Raw genomic sequence first — 14,002 nt, 5'->3', positions numbered from 1 at the left:
GGGAGTGAGTCACAGATGACAAAACGGTTACTGACCGCTACGGACCTTAAGGTTTCATTCTTCACCCGCGAAGGGGAGAATCAAGCTGTCCGCGGCGTCAGCTTTCATATTGATGCAGGGGAAACCGTCGGCATCGTCGGCGAATCCGGCAGCGGTAAGAGCGTAACAGCCAAAGCGCTGATGGGACTTATTCCGCCGCCGGGCAAGGTGCTGCAAGGGGATATTAATTTTGATGGGAAATCCATCGCTAATCTATCGGATAAAGAATGGCGCAAGCTGCGCGGCAATCGGATCGCGATGGTATTCCAGGATCCGATGACGGCGCTCAATCCGGTGCAGCGGATTGGCGATCAGATGGCGGAAGTCATCCAGCGCCATCGCGGTTTGAAGCCGAAAGCGGCGCTCGCCGAAGCCATCGAAATGCTGCGGCAAGTCGGCATTAAGGAGCCGGAGCGGCGCGTACGTCAGTATCCGCATGAGTTCAGCGGCGGTATGCGTCAGCGGGTTATGATCGCGATGGCGCTGTCCTGCCAGCCGGAGCTGCTGATTGCCGATGAGCCGACGACGGCGCTCGACGTGACGATTCAAGCGCAAATTCTGGATTTGCTCAAGGATCTGAAGGAGCGCACCCAAACCGCAGTTGCGCTCATTACGCATGATCTGGGCGTAGTGGCGCAGGTGTGCAGCCGCGTTGTCGTTATGTACGGCGGTATGGTAATGGAGGAAGGACCGGTAGAGCAAATCTTCTACAGTCCGCAGCATCCTTATACGCAAGGACTGCTTCGTTCCTTGCCGAAGCCGGACAAGGGCTCCAAGGAAAGGCTGGTCCCGATCGACGGCACGCCGCCGAATCTATTGGACCCGCCGCCGGGCTGCCCGTTCATGGCACGCTGTCCGCATGCCATGTCCAAGTGCGCCGAGCTGCCGCCGGTTACGGAGGTTTCGCCGGGGCACCGCTCGCTGTGCTGGTTAACGGTTGATAAGGAGGGCGGCAACCATGAGTGAACGACGCGATGAGTTGCTCGTAGAAGTGCGGGGACTTAAGAAGCATTTCACGAAGAATACGGATGTATGGGGCAGACCGACCGAGGTGCTGAAGGCCGTTGACGGCGTCAGCTTCGGCATCAAACGCGGAGAAACGTTCGGCCTTGTCGGCGAGTCCGGCAGCGGCAAGTCTACTGTCGGCCGCTGCTTGCTTCGGCTGTATGACTATACGGCGGGCGAGGTTCATTTTGACGGCCATGAGCTGTCATCGCTTGGCGAGCGGCAGTTGAAGCCTTTCCGCCGCCGCATCCAATCGATTTTCCAGGATCCGTATTCGTCGCTTAACCCCGGCATGAACGTGCTTGAGCTGATTGGGGAGCCTATGGATATTCACGGGCTGCACCGCGGCTCTGAGCGTAAGGATGCCGTGGCTGCGCTGCTGGAGCGGGTTGGACTGAAGCGAGAGCATTTGCTTCGCTATCCCCATGAGTTCAGCGGCGGTCAGCGCCAGCGGATCTCGATAGCAAGAGCATTGTCGGTGCGACCTGACTTCGTCGTATGCGATGAACCGATCTCGGCACTCGACGTATCCGTTCAGGCGCAGGTCATTAACATGCTGGAAGATTTGCAGCAGGAGTTTGGATTGACGTATCTCTTCATCGCGCATGATTTGTCGATGGTGCGGCATATTTCGGATCGGATCGGCGTCATGTACGGCGGCCGTTTGGTCGAGGTGGCATCAAGCGAGGAACTGTACGAGAATCCGCAGCATCCTTATACGAAGGCGCTGCTGTCTTCGATTCCGGTGCCCGACCCGCGTGCAGTAACCGAGCGAGTGATCTGGACGAAGGAAGCCGGGGCAGTCGTGCCGGATTTGCGGGAAGTTAGCCCGGGACATTTTGTGGCTGTGGAGTAAGAGCTGATTGATATAGCAGGGAGGAAATCATGATGGCAGCAGAAGGAACGGAACGGGTGAAGTTATCCCAATGGGACGCGATGCTGATTGAATCGCTTCGTGTGCTGGGCTGGTCGGACGATGAGCTGATTCAACGCACTCAGCAAGGCGATTTGCCGAAGGACGACACCAGCATTTACGAGTTTAATTACGAGGAGCTGGCGGCATTCGCTGCCAAAGAACCGGCAACGTTCGAAGCGGCGGTTCGCTCGGGTTACCAGATCAAGTACAACACCATTCGCGGCATCCGCAGCTGGATTGCCATTGCATTCGTCCAAGAGCCTGAGCTCGTGCTGGAGGAAGGTCGCGAAGCGGTGATCGCTACGCTGACGCCGGCTGAGAAGGCACGACTGGCGGGCGTCTTGTCGCATGGTTGGACGATTCTCGGCGGTGCCGGCGAGGAAGCAGCAGGAGCGGGAGCGGCGGTGTATCAGATCGTGCCGCAGCCGCAGGCTTAGGATTTAGCATGAAAAGCTGTCCCCAAAGTGCAACTTGTGACTTTGGGGACAGCTTTTTTGTGTTGGCAACATCGCCCCCTTTGGGGGCAGCCTTTCCCATATTGGATCAGATGGATTGACTCTAACGAATCCTAGAGGGCTTATTTGGGCCAAATGAGCAGGTTTGAAATTCTAACGAATCCTAGCAGTCTTATTTGGTATCCAAACGCCCCTTACCACTCGAATTTCCCTTAATAAGGCTCCTACGATTCGTTAGATTTTATTTTGGGGGATTTTCGCCCAAATAAGACCTCTACGATTCGTTAGCCGCATACGGGCAGGGCCAATGTTGCGCAAAGAGTCCAAAAGGTCAAGATTGCACCCAGCGACCAGCGCTCCAGTGGATTGCCTCAGGAATGTGTAGCTCTGGGGGCCCTACATTCACAGGAATAGCTAACTTACTCCGGATGTGTGGCCTTGGGAGCCACACCATTCACTGAAACCGATAACTAACTGCGCAAGTGTAGCTCTAGGAGCCACACATCCACTGAAATCGCCGACTAACTGCGCAATAGCCCTGAGGCCGAACTCCTCATCACAGAGGTGCCTGCGGCACCGCCTCCGGTCTTATGTATCGGTCGCGGAACACAGAGGGCGTGACGCCTTCGGCGAGTCGGAAGCGCTCGATGTAGTAGCTCGGCTTTGAGAAGCCTACCTCAAGGGCGATCTGCTTCACGGGTTTGGACGTTGTAATGAGCATTTGCTTCGATAGCTCAATACGCTGCATGTTCAAATACGTCAAGGGCGGCATGCCCATCTGCATATGGAAGGTCCGGCTGAAATAAGCCGGGCTTATTCCGCATTGATCGGCCAGCTTCTGCAGCGGCAGATCCTTGGCGCAGTTCATGCGCATGAATTCCGCGGTGCGTCTGATGGCATGAACCAAGCCGGTCTCGCTTGGCGCGTTTAGGTCGACGGAATGGAGCAGAATTTCGAGCAGGATCTCATACGATAGCGCGGCATACCGAGGGACGTAGGACATGTCATTCTTGCTTGCTGCGTCCCAAAGCTCTTCCATGAGCGCGATCGGCCGCGTGTTGCCTTCAAACGAGAACGCCCATACTTCACCGATCCGCTTATCGCCGATCAAATCCCGAATCCCTTCCCCGCTCAAATAAATCCACCACACTTCCCACGGGTCATCTGCGTACGTTCCGAAATGCTGATACTGATCCTCCGCATAGACAAAGCCCATGCCGGGTTTGAGCTCAACGGATCCAACGCTCGTTCGAAGCCAACCGCTGCCGCGTACGACAAAGTGAAAATTGTAGAAATTCTCGGCATAACGCATGCCGTTAACATAGTGGTTCGGCTCTTCGTAGATATGTCCGACACCGATCGGGTAGGCCGGGAAACGGTTGAAATCAGGATTAGCTAAAAAATGGGCATCGTACATCTTCTTCAGCTCCGCAAAAAGTTGGTATGAAAATCGCAAAAAGCAGGTATCCGATTCGCGATAATAATAGTATATATTGAGTTTATGGAAGACGGAATAACAAAATCATCATACTTCATAAGCGGAAGGACGCTGGGGCATGGAATATACGACATTCGGACGCACGGGATTGAAGGTATCCAAGCTTGGCCTTGGGGGGGCGCCGATCGGAGGCGACTTTAAGGATGTCAACGAGGCGGAAATTGAGCGAGTCATTCACGAGTCGCTGGATCTGGGCATTAATTTCATCGACACGGCCCCGTTATACGGAGGCGGCTTATCAGAAGAACGCTTCGGCCGGGCGCTAGCCGGCGGAAGACGCGAGAAGATTGTACTCGCCACGAAAGCGGCGCGTTTCGATAAGGATTATGATTACGCAGGCATCATGAACTCCGTCGAAGAAAGTCTAAAGCGCTTACAGACGGATCACATCGATCTGCTTCAGCTCCATGATGTGGAGAAGAAGCCGTATGACGTCATAATCAACGAAGCGATTCCGGCGATGCTGAAGCTGCGGGAGGAAGGCAAGATTCGTTTTCTCGGCGTAACGACGCGCAACCTGGATTTGTTGAAGCGCTACATGGAGACGGATGTATTCGACTCCATCCAGTTCTACGCGCGGTACATGCTGCTCGACTATTCGGCTGCCAAAGAGATCATTCCACTCGCCAAAGCGAAGAACATCGCGGTTATTAACGGCAGTGTGCTGGGCATGGGACTGCTGGCCGATGCGCCTGCGAAGTTTCTAAATGATGAGCTGATCGGCGAAGCGGCTAGGCGGATGGAGAGTCTGGCTTTTCTGAGACGCACGGAGCCTAAAGGGCTGGTTGAACCGGGCATGCGTTTCAGCCTGCAAAATCCGGATATTCATGTCACGCTGACGGGCACTGCATCAAGCAGCTCGCTTCGGGCCAACATCTCTTATTGTGACGGCCAAGGATTGGCGCCGGAGGATCACAGCCGAGTGATGGGTTTATTCGCCGACAGCCCGTCCTTATTTGTCTAATCCCGCCCCGCGATCATTAACGGCTTATACTAATTAACCCCCTAAAGGAGCGTTTACGACCATGACCTATATTGTGAAAAACACCCACACGATCAGCGATGAATTGCTGGAGGAATTGAAGCTTGTCAGTGTGAGCACAGCTTCCCATACGCTTGTAGAGATGGGGTACCGCAACGCTTATATGCAAGGCATTATGCCGCTGAGTTTCCCCGAAGGTCAAGAAAGCGCGGTAGGCCGTGCCGTAACCTTGCGTTTCATTCCGCTGCGCGAGGACCTCGTGAAGCAGCAGTACGATACATTGCCGGAATCACCGCACCGGGTTGCGCTGGAGTCGATTACGCAGAATGATGTGCTCGTTATCGATACCGGCAGCCATATGGAAACAGGCGTTATCGGCGATATTTTCACGCGCCGTCTGCGCTACCTTGGCGGCCAAGCTATTATCGTGGATGGTTGTATTCGCGACTTGCAGCGGGTAAAAGCAGTTAATTTCCCCGTGCTGGCAAGAGGCGTTCACGGCGGCGCGATTCCACGCTCGCTGATGTCCGTCGGTTTCAATGAACCGATTCGCTGCGGCGGAGTGTCTGTGGTGCCGGGCGATATTATCCTGGTAGACCGTGACGGAGCTGTAGCTATTCCGCCGCAATGCGTGGAGGATATCGTGAAGATTGCCAGAGCACATGATGAGCTGGAGGAGCGCTGGATCAAAATGAAGCTGGACGAAGGCGCGTCCCTGCACACTCATTACCCGCCAAACGCAGAAGCGAGGATCGAATTCGAGAACTGGAAGAAGGAGAACGGCTATGCTTAAACTGCAGGCTAATCTTGCTTTCTATGAGCCGCCGAAGTGGGCGCTTCTGGAACGCCAGCTCATTAATCTGATGAATGACGCAGTAGAGCCGTTATTAGAGCGCTATATCCGTCCTGACGGCACGATTCTGTGGCCAACCACGGATACCCATACCGGCATCGACGCCTTAGACGATATGTACGAGAGCTTTTTCAATTGGCCGTTGTTCTATATATTGGGCGGTCATGAGAAGTTCAAGACGTTATCGAAAAAGGAATTCGACGCGATTACGGCGCAATTCGCGCGTTATGATTCCGGTACCGGCCACAAAATGGTCGAGAAGGAATATGAGCAGGGCTATGATTGGTTCCACCAAGGCGAAGGGTATACGATGTTTTACCATATGGGCTTGATGGATCCGAATGACCCGGTTATCAAGGAGCGGGCGAAGCGTTTTGCCGGATTATTCCTGAACGAAGACCCGGAAGCGATCAACTATGACCCGGAGCACCGCATCATTCCATATCCGCATTCCGGCAGCAAGGGTGCGACGGACCGCAATTTCAAGACTCATTTTAGCGGCTGGTACTATATCGATTGGATGAAGCATTACGGACTGCATTTCCAAGACGTGCCGGGCGTAACGACGCTGGATGATTTGAAGCATGACGAAGGCGCAATGGCCATGGGCAAAGCGATTGTTGAGCGTGCCTCGCGCGGCGATATTCCGCTGAATTTGCTCGCCACCAGTATGGTGACCAATGCGTATTTGCACACAGGCGATCCCAAGTATAAAACATGGGTGAAGGAATACGTGGACGCTTGGATCGACAGGGCGAAGCAGAACGGCGGTTTGATTCCGGATAATGTCGGGTTGAATGGGATTATCGGGGAGCATAACGGCGGCAAATGGTATGGCGGCTGGTATGGCTGGACTTGGCCGCATGGCTGGGTAAGCATTGGCCAAGGCGTTGGCGTAGCTGCACAAAATGCGCTGCTGCTGGAACGTGATCCTGCGTATATGGATTTTCTGCGCTCCCAGTTGACCATCATGAACGATAAGGCGATTGTCGGGGAGGATGGCACCCGTTATCTGCCTAATAAATTCGGCGATCCGGGTTGGTACGCGTACACGACCTCGAATATTATTCTTGATGATGACGGGAAGACGGTGACATGGAAGGACCATGCTTTCGAATTTACGACCATCGAGCCGTTCTATCCGACGCATCTCTGGTACATGTCGATGGAAGAAGCCGACCATAGGCTGCTTAAGTCGCTGCGCAATTACGCGAAACCGGACTACAATCAAATCCGTTATTTCCGGAACAAGGACCAGGCTGGGCATGATTATTGCTGGGTTTCCTATTTGGAAGGGGAATATCCAAGCTATCCGGAAGAGATCTTGAATTACAATTTGACTCAAATTTATCAGCGTCTCAGCTTCATGCGGACGGATACGGAAGACCCTGCCGGCTATCGTGACGATTACTTGCAAATTCGGAACACGGTAACGCTGGAAGGTCTGCTGCAGCTCACACTCGGGGCGCCATCTCCGCTGTATAACGGCGGTCTGCTGCAGGCGCGTCTCCGCTATTACGATGCAGATGCCAAACGGCCGGGATTGCCTGCCGATGTGGCGGCGCTGGTCGAGAAGCTGGAAGCCGACCGTACGACGGTGAAGCTGGTCAATCTTCACCCGACGCAGTCCCGCAGCGTCATCTTGCAAGCAGGCGCATTCGGGGAGCATCAATTCACGAATGTGGCATACACGGTATTTGGAGCCGCTGCGAACGACGGCAGCCAGCTTAGCGCTTCCACGACGATGGAGAAGCTGCCGAGCGGTTTGTTCAATCCGCAATCGGCAACAGCTACGGCGGAGGTCAACGACAAATGGCTGCAAGTGACGATTGAGCCGGGCAGCCACACGACGCTTGAGCTTGGCATGGCCCGATTCGTTAATGATCCTTCCTATCAGGAGCCTTGGAGTGAATAACATGACAAATGAGATCGAACGGATCATCTGGATTTCTGCCATTAAGCCGGGCATGGAAGAGGCGTTTCTGACCGAGTTGGCGGCAGCGGATGCTTCATTAAAGAAGCGGCTGAAACAGCAGGGCGTAGAGACCTGCAGCGTTTTTCGCGAAGGGCGGTACCTCTTTACGTACTTGGAGCAGCTGCAAGGCAGCCCTAGTGACAGCGCGAGCAATGATGTCGAGCGGGCTCGCTTATGGTCGGCGGACGAGAAACTCTCCGCTCTGCTCGAAACGTGGCCGAGTATCAGCGGAGATGCAGGCACGTATGAGCTGCGCATGAACGATATTTTTCACGATGATCTTCCGTTGTCCGACGTACCTTGGCGGTCTCCCGATTACCGGCCCACGCAGCGGGTTGGCAGTCTGTCGAGGCTGAAGCCGGATCAGTATGCCAGCTATGTATTCTTGCATTATCAGCTGCAGGAAGAGAAGCCAAGGCTGTTCAACAAATATTATATAATCGGCAGTCTGGGCGAATATATCTTCTCGTATCAGGAGCTCCCCGCGATCGTGGAAGCACCTCGGAAGGGGCTGCTGTCCACGAAGGAAACGCCGCCTGATTGGGGAGTGGCGATGGAGCCGCATTTTGAGCCGTGGACGGAAAAGCCGGAAGCGGAGAGGCTTTGGTGCGTGATGGAAGAGCTGTTCTATATGGGTAGAGATTAGGCAGCTGCGCAACAGAAAAAACCTTACCTAGCTTGGAGGTGCGAACCGCCGATGCAGGGTAAGGTTTTTCATATTGCCGCTTAAGCCGACTGCTTATCAAACAGGTTGAACATGATGTTGTAAATGACCGCAGAGAATGCGGCCAGAACGGCGAGCAACGTAAACGTCCAGGTGAAACCAATCCAGCTGGTAAGCGGTATGGTAAGTGGCGAGAGCGTCCGTCCGAGCGTGTAGCGCAAGCTGGCAGCGGCAAAATATTGCCCGCGCATCTCTTCCGGCGCGAGCCTGGCGATGAAGGCTTGCTGCGGTCCTGCGGACATCAGCTCCGCCAAAGTGAAAATCGCAATTGCGAGCGTGAACCCCCAGAAGGTGGACATGAGGCCGAACATCTGAATGCCAACGGCATAGAGCAAAGCGCCTCCGATAAAGATGTAGCGGTCGCGGAAGCCGACAATCCATTTGGTTACAAGCACGGTGAAGAGGGCAACAAGCAGTCCGTTCTCTGATACGATCAGGCCGAACAGCTGTTGACCGGTGACTTCCAGATGCCAGTCCTTGAACGAGAAGATCGAAGCCTGCTGAATGGTTTCCTTCAAGAAGACCGGGAACAAGAGGTCAAGCTGCATGAACGTTTGCGAGAGCAGCACGCCGGCAATGGTGAAGAGCAAGAAGACGCGGTCTGTCGCGATAACCTTGTAGTCCCGCAGCTGCACAGCAACGGAGCGGTACCACGGATCACCGGCATTGGAGCGTTTGCGTTCGGCAAGTTTCTCCGGCAGCGTCTCCTGCAGGCGGTAATTCATGAAGAGAGCGAGCAGCATGCAGATAATGGCCGCTATAACCAGCACGGTGTAAGGATTGTCTTCATAGAGGATCGATCCGAGCAGGGGTCCGACAACGACGGCCACGTTAGCCGCCGTATAGAAGATGGCGAAGACGCTCGCTTGATCTTTCTCTTCGACCACATCGGCGACCATCGCTTGGCTGGCAGGCCAGTACAAGGCACCGAAGAAGCTTGCCATCGTGAAGCCGATAAAGCCTAGAATTGGCATCGACAGCCAAGGAGATGCGGCAACGGCGAACAGTCCATAGCCGACCGCTTGTCCATAAGCGGCAAAAACCATCATGCGCTTGCGTCCGAAACGGTCCGCACAGTAGCCGCCGAGTAAATTTGCAAAAACGGATAACAGCTGCGACAAAACGAGGAGAATGCCGGTCCAGCCTTTGCCGAACTCGCGGGTGAAATAGATGGAGAGGAAAGGAAAGAATGTCCAGAAAATAACGTTAAAAGCTGCTTCTCCGCCAAGGCGGATTTTTAAATTTGAATCCCAATCTCTGATTTTCATGTTGTGCAAATCCCTCTGGTTCTAAGTATTTAACCATCATACACCTTCTATTCATGTTGAAACAACAAGAAATGGCTGTCATAATTGAACCAACAGTACGAATAAGCAGAGGTGTCTATGTCCAGCGATACGTCCTATACGACCGAAGAAATAGCCAAGCTGCTCAAAATATCCAAGCTCACCGTATATGATCTGATCAAGAAGGGCGAGCTCCCTTCTTACCGGGTCGGGAAGCAGATCCGCGTGGATGCTTCCGCCCTTGATGTGTACAAGCATCGGGCAAAAGGAGCTGCAACACCTGTCCAAGCAGCTTTGCAGGGGCAGCGCCAGTTACAATCGCAGCAGGGGAACATGACTTCAGCTGCGCCTCATCCGAACGTGCCGATACCGAGTGCTACGTCAGAACGCTCTCTTGTCATAACGGGCCATGATATCAGCCTGGACATGCTGAGCAAGCACATTGAGAAGCAGCTGCCCGGCTTCCGGCCGCTCCGTTCATTCGTCGGCAGCATGGACAGCTTGATCTCCATGTACAAGGGCGAGTCCGACATCGTGAGTACCCATTTGCTCGATGGCGACACCGGTACTTATAATTTGCCCTATATTCGGAAGCTGCTAGTCGGCAAGCCGGTCATTGTTGTTCATCTGCTTGCACGCACGGCTGGCTTTTATGTAAAGCAAGGTAATCCGAAACAAGTGCAGGCCTGGACGGATTTGAGCCAGCCCGGACTTCGAATCGTGAACCGGGAGCAGGGCTCGGGTGCACGCGTGCTGCTTGATGAACAGCTGAGGCTGCATCAGATTTCTGCGCAGCAGCTTGACGGTTACCAAGATGAAGAGCATAGCCATCTGGCGATCGCCGGCAAAATCGCATCAGGCGAAGCCGATGTCGGCGTTGGCATTGAGCAGGCGGCAAGCATCGTCGGAGGCGTCGATTTCGTGCCGCTCATTCAGGAGCGTTATGATTTGGTCATGCTGAAACGAGCGGACAATCTGCGGTGGATTGAATCGGTCGTTCAGATTCTGCAATCCGACTCGTTTCAGAATGAGCTGCGGAGCATTCGCGGCTATGATTTGCGGGAGAGCGGTCGGATTCTGCTCGATCTGTAATCAGTGTTCAAACAGCCCCTCGGTACGCACCGGCATTTGCGTTTGCGCGGGGCTTCTTTCTATGCCAAAAATCCCCTTCACCACGCAGCAAGCGAGGCAAAGGGGATTTTCCTATTCGTGATCTTCTTTCGTTAATCGATTGACGATTAGGAGCATGATAAAGGAGAGCATCACCATGGAGCCGGCCCATGCCCATGCCATCCGCATACTGCCTCCGTCCATCGCAACATAAATGGCGGTAGGAATGGTCTGCGTTCTGCCCGGAATATTCCCGGCGATCATGAGCGTTGCTCCGAATTCGCCTAGTCCGCGCGCAAAGCCCAGAATATAGCCGGTCGTCACGGAGCGAAAAGCGAGAGGAAACGTAATGTAGCGAAAGACCTGCCACTCGGTCGCTCCGTACACTCTTGCCGAATTTTCCAGTGAGCGGTCTATTCCCTCAAAGCCAGCTTTCATTGTACGATAAGCTAGCGGAAACGCGACAACTACAGCAGCGATGACTGCAGCTTCCCAAGTGAAGATGATCGGACCGCCGAACAGTTTCTCATAGAGCTTGCCGAGCCAGCTCCTTCGGCCGAAGGCAATGAGCAGGATGAATCCGATGACCGTTGGCGGCAGCACAAGCGGAAGCATCAGAATTGCATCGATGATGCTCTTGCCGAAGAATCTCATTCGGGCCATCCGCCAAGCGATGAGGACGGATAGCGCCAGCAATATGACGCTGGCGATCAGCGATACTTGGATGGAAAGCGATATAGGTTCAAGAAAAGTTGGCCAATCCATTACTCATCATCCTGACTTATGGCAGCAAGAAGCCGTATTTCACGAAAATAGCATCAGCCTTGCTTCCTTGTAAATACGCATAGAAATCAGCAGCTTCTTTCAGATGTTTCGTATCTTTCACGATACCGGCCGGGTAAAGAATCGGCTTATGAACACCTGGGATAATACGAAGAGCCACTTTTACTTTTTTGGAAGTGAGCGCATCGGTCTTGTAAACGAATCCGGCATCCACATTCCCAGTCTCAACGTAAGTCAGCACTTGACGAACATCTTTAGCGTAGACAAGTTTGGACTCGACGGAATCCCATACTTTACGGGTAGTTAAGGTGTCTTTCGCATATTGGCCGGCCGGAACGGATTCCGGTTGACCGATTGCAATGGTTTTAATATCTTTATCCGTCAATTGCTTAACCGTGTTGAAAGCTTTCTTGCTAGTGGTTGGCACGACCATGACAAGCGCATTCTTCAGCAGCAGCGAGCTGCGTTCAATTAGCTTCGCATCGCTTAGCGCATCCATTTGCTTCTGGCCCGCGGAGAGGAACAGGTCAGCAGGTGCACCTTGCTCGATTTGCTTCTGCAGCGTACCGGATGAACCCAGGTTAAACACCAAGTCAATCGTAGGATGGCTGGCTTCATAACCTTTCTCAATCTCAGCAAGGCTGTCTTTCAAGCTTGCAGCAGCGGAAACAAGCAGCTCTGTTTTCTTCGAAGCAGCAATTGCAGGTTGTGCCGTTGCAGCAAGTAAAGCTACCGGCAGGGCGATGCTCAGCATCAATTTCGACGTGCGTTTCAACATAAGTAATAACACTCCATTTCATCGTCTATGCATGCATCTATGTGATGTATAGTAACATAGTAAACTACTGATTTGAATCTCTATTTTATAATTAGAACTATTTAGTATGGTTTAGACATAAATGGTGTGTCGGGCAAATCTGAAATAGGGGGGAGAGAGCTCGTGAAGAGACATAGAAGCCGTAAGCTGCTTATTATCGTGGCTGGTTTTATTTTTGCAATCATGTCGTTTACCATCGGCGTGAATCAGCTGCTTACCTTTAAGAAAGCGGCTGTTGTTTTTGCCTCAAGCAGTGAGTCCGAGGTTCAAATTCCGGTGCTTTGCTATCATTCCATTACGGATAAGAAAACAGGGGCGTATGTGGTCAGTCCGGCTCATCTCGAGGAACAGATGCAATGGCTGCACGAACAAGGCTATCGGAGCATCAACCTGATTCAGTTTGACCAATTAATGAAAGGGAAAATACCAAACGATGGACGGAATGTGCTGATTACGTTCGATGATGGCTATAAAGATAACGTTACGAATGGGTTTCCGATCTTGAGTAAGTATGGCTTTGTGGCTGTGGAGTTTCTGGTCACCAACTGGGTTGGCGGTCCGGATTATATGAATTGGAGCGAGGTAAATAAGCTTAACAGCAGCGGATGGGATTTGATGTCGCATACGCGGACGCATCCGTATTTGCCTCTCCATACTGCGAAAGGTCAAGTCGATGAAATTGCCGGCTCTAAGGCGCTGCTTGAGAAGCATTTGTCCAAACCGGTTCGGGTCATTGCTTATCCGTATGGCTTGCGCAGCTTTGAGACCGTGAAGATCGTGAAGGACAGCGGGTATGATTACGCATTTACGTTCGATGACGGCATGACAACCTCGCTGCAGAATCCATATTTATTGAAGCGTTTGTTCATCTCGGGTGAGATGAATTTGACCGCGTTTAAGCAGAAGATGGAGCCGGGGACAGCTGATTGAGCTAATGAAAAAAAGAACCTTCAACGCCACTGCTGCAGTGGGTTTGGAGGTTCTTTTGCCTATTGTTCGGTTGTGAATCCTTGAAAGAATTGTCCGGTCTCCAGCTGATGGACGAACTGCTGCAGCCATTCATAATAACGTACGGCATGCTTCAATTTATGGAGATCCTTGAGGCATAACATCCGCTCTTCCTCCGTGGTGTCAAGCTCGAGGATCATCTCCGATAAGGAGGGGAACACTTCGTCAATAGCGCCGCGCATGACATCTATTTCCCGTTGCAGCTTCGCAGCGAAGAATTGCTGGAAGGCTTTGAAGAAATCGGCTTCGACTTCGTAGAGCTCTTTGCGGTCAGCTTTCTCTTCCAGCTTGACCATCATTTTGGAATCGATTAACGCGCGAACGGCGTAGCTCATGTTGCTCTTGCTCATGTTCATGCTGGCCTGCATCTCTTCTTGCGTCATTGGCCGATCCTCGAAGAGCATGATGCCGTAGAGCTGGCCGAAGGAATAATTAACGCCGTACAAGTCCATCGTTTTGGCAATGGCATCGATGACTTTCATGCGAAACTGCTCGCGCGGCGACACCGGTTCTTTCAGTTTCCCCGAAGTGACTTTCTTCACGTTCTCCGC

At 53.0% G+C, this 14,002-nt stretch carries 14 protein-coding genes; 9 read left to right on the top strand and 5 right to left on the bottom strand.

What is annotated here, in order from left to right:
• Positions 1 to 15: 15 nt before the first annotated feature.
• The 3 genes from AC6ESO_RS17730 to AC6ESO_RS17720 are packed head-to-tail and all read left to right on the top strand — an operon-like array spanning position 16 to position 2,397.
• Positions 16 to 1,005, top strand: coding sequence for an ABC transporter ATP-binding protein (locus AC6ESO_RS17730; RefSeq protein ID WP_497092510.1), 990 nt, complete (start codon positions 16 to 18; stop codon positions 1,003 to 1,005).
• Entirely contained in the window at positions 998 to 1,900 is a 903-nt protein-coding gene (locus tag AC6ESO_RS17725; protein WP_497092509.1) for an ABC transporter ATP-binding protein, read from the top strand. The genes AC6ESO_RS17730 and AC6ESO_RS17725 overlap by 8 nt, the downstream gene beginning before the upstream one ends.
• Before the next feature lie 32 nt (positions 1,901 to 1,932).
• Positions 1,933 to 2,397: a hypothetical protein gene (locus tag AC6ESO_RS17720; protein WP_497092585.1), complete on the top strand. Its 465-nt coding sequence runs from the start codon at positions 1,933 to 1,935 to the stop codon at positions 2,395 to 2,397.
• Positions 2,398 to 2,971: 574 nt separating this feature from the next.
• Here the strand turns inward: AC6ESO_RS17720 and AC6ESO_RS17715 are convergent.
• Positions 2,972 to 3,832, bottom strand: a complete 861-nt coding sequence (locus AC6ESO_RS17715) for a helix-turn-helix transcriptional regulator (RefSeq protein WP_497092508.1) — start codon at positions 3,830 to 3,832, stop codon at positions 2,972 to 2,974.
• Between the two features lie 139 nt (positions 3,833 to 3,971).
• Here AC6ESO_RS17715 and AC6ESO_RS17710 point away from each other — a divergent pair, with 139 nt between their 5' ends.
• The 4 genes from AC6ESO_RS17710 to AC6ESO_RS17695 all read left to right on the top strand — a co-directional run bounded on the left by AC6ESO_RS17710 (position 3,972) and on the right by AC6ESO_RS17695 (position 8,369).
• Entirely contained in the window at positions 3,972 to 4,877 is a 906-nt protein-coding gene (locus AC6ESO_RS17710) for an aldo/keto reductase (protein ID WP_497092507.1), read from the top strand.
• A 61-nt stretch (positions 4,878 to 4,938) separates the two neighbouring features.
• The gene (locus AC6ESO_RS17705; RefSeq protein WP_497092506.1) at positions 4,939 to 5,688 is read left to right on the top strand and encodes an RraA family protein; all 750 of its coding nucleotides are present in this window, start codon (positions 4,939 to 4,941) and stop codon (positions 5,686 to 5,688) included.
• Complete coding sequence (locus tag AC6ESO_RS17700) at positions 5,681 to 7,663, top strand: DUF8034 domain-containing protein (RefSeq protein WP_497092505.1); 1,983 nt, start codon at positions 5,681 to 5,683, stop codon at positions 7,661 to 7,663. The genes AC6ESO_RS17705 and AC6ESO_RS17700 overlap by 8 nt, the downstream gene beginning before the upstream one ends.
• On the top strand, positions 7,656 to 8,369 hold the full coding sequence (locus AC6ESO_RS17695) for a hypothetical protein (protein ID WP_497092504.1): 714 nt from the start codon (positions 7,656 to 7,658) through the stop codon (positions 8,367 to 8,369). The genes AC6ESO_RS17700 and AC6ESO_RS17695 overlap by 8 nt, the downstream gene beginning before the upstream one ends.
• 80 nt (positions 8,370 to 8,449) lie before the next feature.
• Here the strand turns inward: AC6ESO_RS17695 and AC6ESO_RS17690 are convergent, their stop codons facing one another.
• Entirely contained in the window at positions 8,450 to 9,715 is a 1,266-nt protein-coding gene (locus AC6ESO_RS17690; protein WP_497092503.1) for an MDR family MFS transporter, read from the bottom strand.
• 117 nt (positions 9,716 to 9,832) lie between these two features.
• On the opposite strand from AC6ESO_RS17690, the gene AC6ESO_RS17685 reads away from it, so the two are divergent.
• On the top strand, positions 9,833 to 10,825 hold the full coding sequence (locus tag AC6ESO_RS17685; protein WP_497092502.1) for a substrate-binding domain-containing protein: 993 nt from the start codon (positions 9,833 to 9,835) through the stop codon (positions 10,823 to 10,825).
• A 111-nt stretch (positions 10,826 to 10,936) separates the two neighbouring features.
• Here the strand turns inward: AC6ESO_RS17685 and modB are convergent, their stop codons facing one another.
• Complete coding sequence (modB, locus tag AC6ESO_RS17680; RefSeq protein WP_497092501.1) at positions 10,937 to 11,608, bottom strand: molybdate ABC transporter permease subunit; 672 nt, start codon at positions 11,606 to 11,608, stop codon at positions 10,937 to 10,939.
• Between the two features lie 16 nt (positions 11,609 to 11,624).
• Positions 11,625 to 12,404, bottom strand: a complete 780-nt coding sequence (modA, locus tag AC6ESO_RS17675) for a molybdate ABC transporter substrate-binding protein (protein WP_497092500.1) — start codon at positions 12,402 to 12,404, stop codon at positions 11,625 to 11,627.
• A gap of 162 nt (positions 12,405 to 12,566) precedes the next feature.
• On the opposite strand from modA, the gene AC6ESO_RS17670 reads away from it, so the two are divergent.
• The gene (locus AC6ESO_RS17670; protein ID WP_497092499.1) at positions 12,567 to 13,373 is read left to right on the top strand and encodes a polysaccharide deacetylase family protein; all 807 of its coding nucleotides are present in this window, start codon (positions 12,567 to 12,569) and stop codon (positions 13,371 to 13,373) included.
• Positions 13,374 to 13,432: 59 nt separating this feature from the next.
• Here the strand turns inward: AC6ESO_RS17670 and AC6ESO_RS17665 are convergent, their stop codons facing one another.
• Positions 13,433 to 13,993 carry a GbsR/MarR family transcriptional regulator gene (locus AC6ESO_RS17665; RefSeq protein ID WP_497092498.1) on the bottom strand — a complete coding sequence of 187 codons (561 nt, stop codon included), beginning with the start codon at positions 13,991 to 13,993 and terminating at the stop codon, positions 13,433 to 13,435.
• Positions 13,994 to 14,002: the final 9 nt, after the last annotated feature.

It is taken from the genome of Paenibacillus rhizoryzae (assembly GCF_059686995.1).
Note: the sequence above shows the minus strand (reverse complement) of the source record. Positions and strands in the feature narration are given on the sequence as shown.

Excerpts from the sequence above, each read along its gene's own strand:
- AC6ESO_RS17690 (WP_497092503.1), bottom strand. The coding sequence starts at position 9,715 with ATGAAAATCAGAGATTGGGATTCAAATTTAAAAATCCGCCTTGGCGGA.
- AC6ESO_RS17685 (WP_497092502.1), top strand. The coding sequence starts at position 9,833 with ATGTCCAGCGATACGTCCTATACGACCGAAGAAATAGCCAAGCTGCTC.
- AC6ESO_RS17710 (WP_497092507.1), top strand. The coding sequence starts at position 3,972 with ATGGAATATACGACATTCGGACGCACGGGATTGAAGGTATCCAAGCTT.
- AC6ESO_RS17715 (WP_497092508.1), bottom strand. The coding sequence starts at position 3,832 with ATGTACGATGCCCATTTTTTAGCTAATCCTGATTTCAACCGTTTCCCG.
- AC6ESO_RS17720 (WP_497092585.1), top strand. The coding sequence starts at position 1,933 with ATGGCAGCAGAAGGAACGGAACGGGTGAAGTTATCCCAATGGGACGCG.
- modB (WP_497092501.1), bottom strand. The coding sequence starts at position 11,608 with ATGGATTGGCCAACTTTTCTTGAACCTATATCGCTTTCCATCCAAGTA.
- modA (WP_497092500.1), bottom strand. The coding sequence starts at position 12,404 with ATGTTGAAACGCACGTCGAAATTGATGCTGAGCATCGCCCTGCCGGTA.
- AC6ESO_RS17725 (WP_497092509.1), top strand. The coding sequence starts at position 998 with ATGAGTGAACGACGCGATGAGTTGCTCGTAGAAGTGCGGGGACTTAAG.
- AC6ESO_RS17700 (WP_497092505.1), top strand. The coding sequence starts at position 5,681 with ATGCTTAAACTGCAGGCTAATCTTGCTTTCTATGAGCCGCCGAAGTGG.
- AC6ESO_RS17730 (WP_497092510.1), top strand. The coding sequence starts at position 16 with ATGACAAAACGGTTACTGACCGCTACGGACCTTAAGGTTTCATTCTTC.
- AC6ESO_RS17705 (WP_497092506.1), top strand. The coding sequence starts at position 4,939 with ATGACCTATATTGTGAAAAACACCCACACGATCAGCGATGAATTGCTG.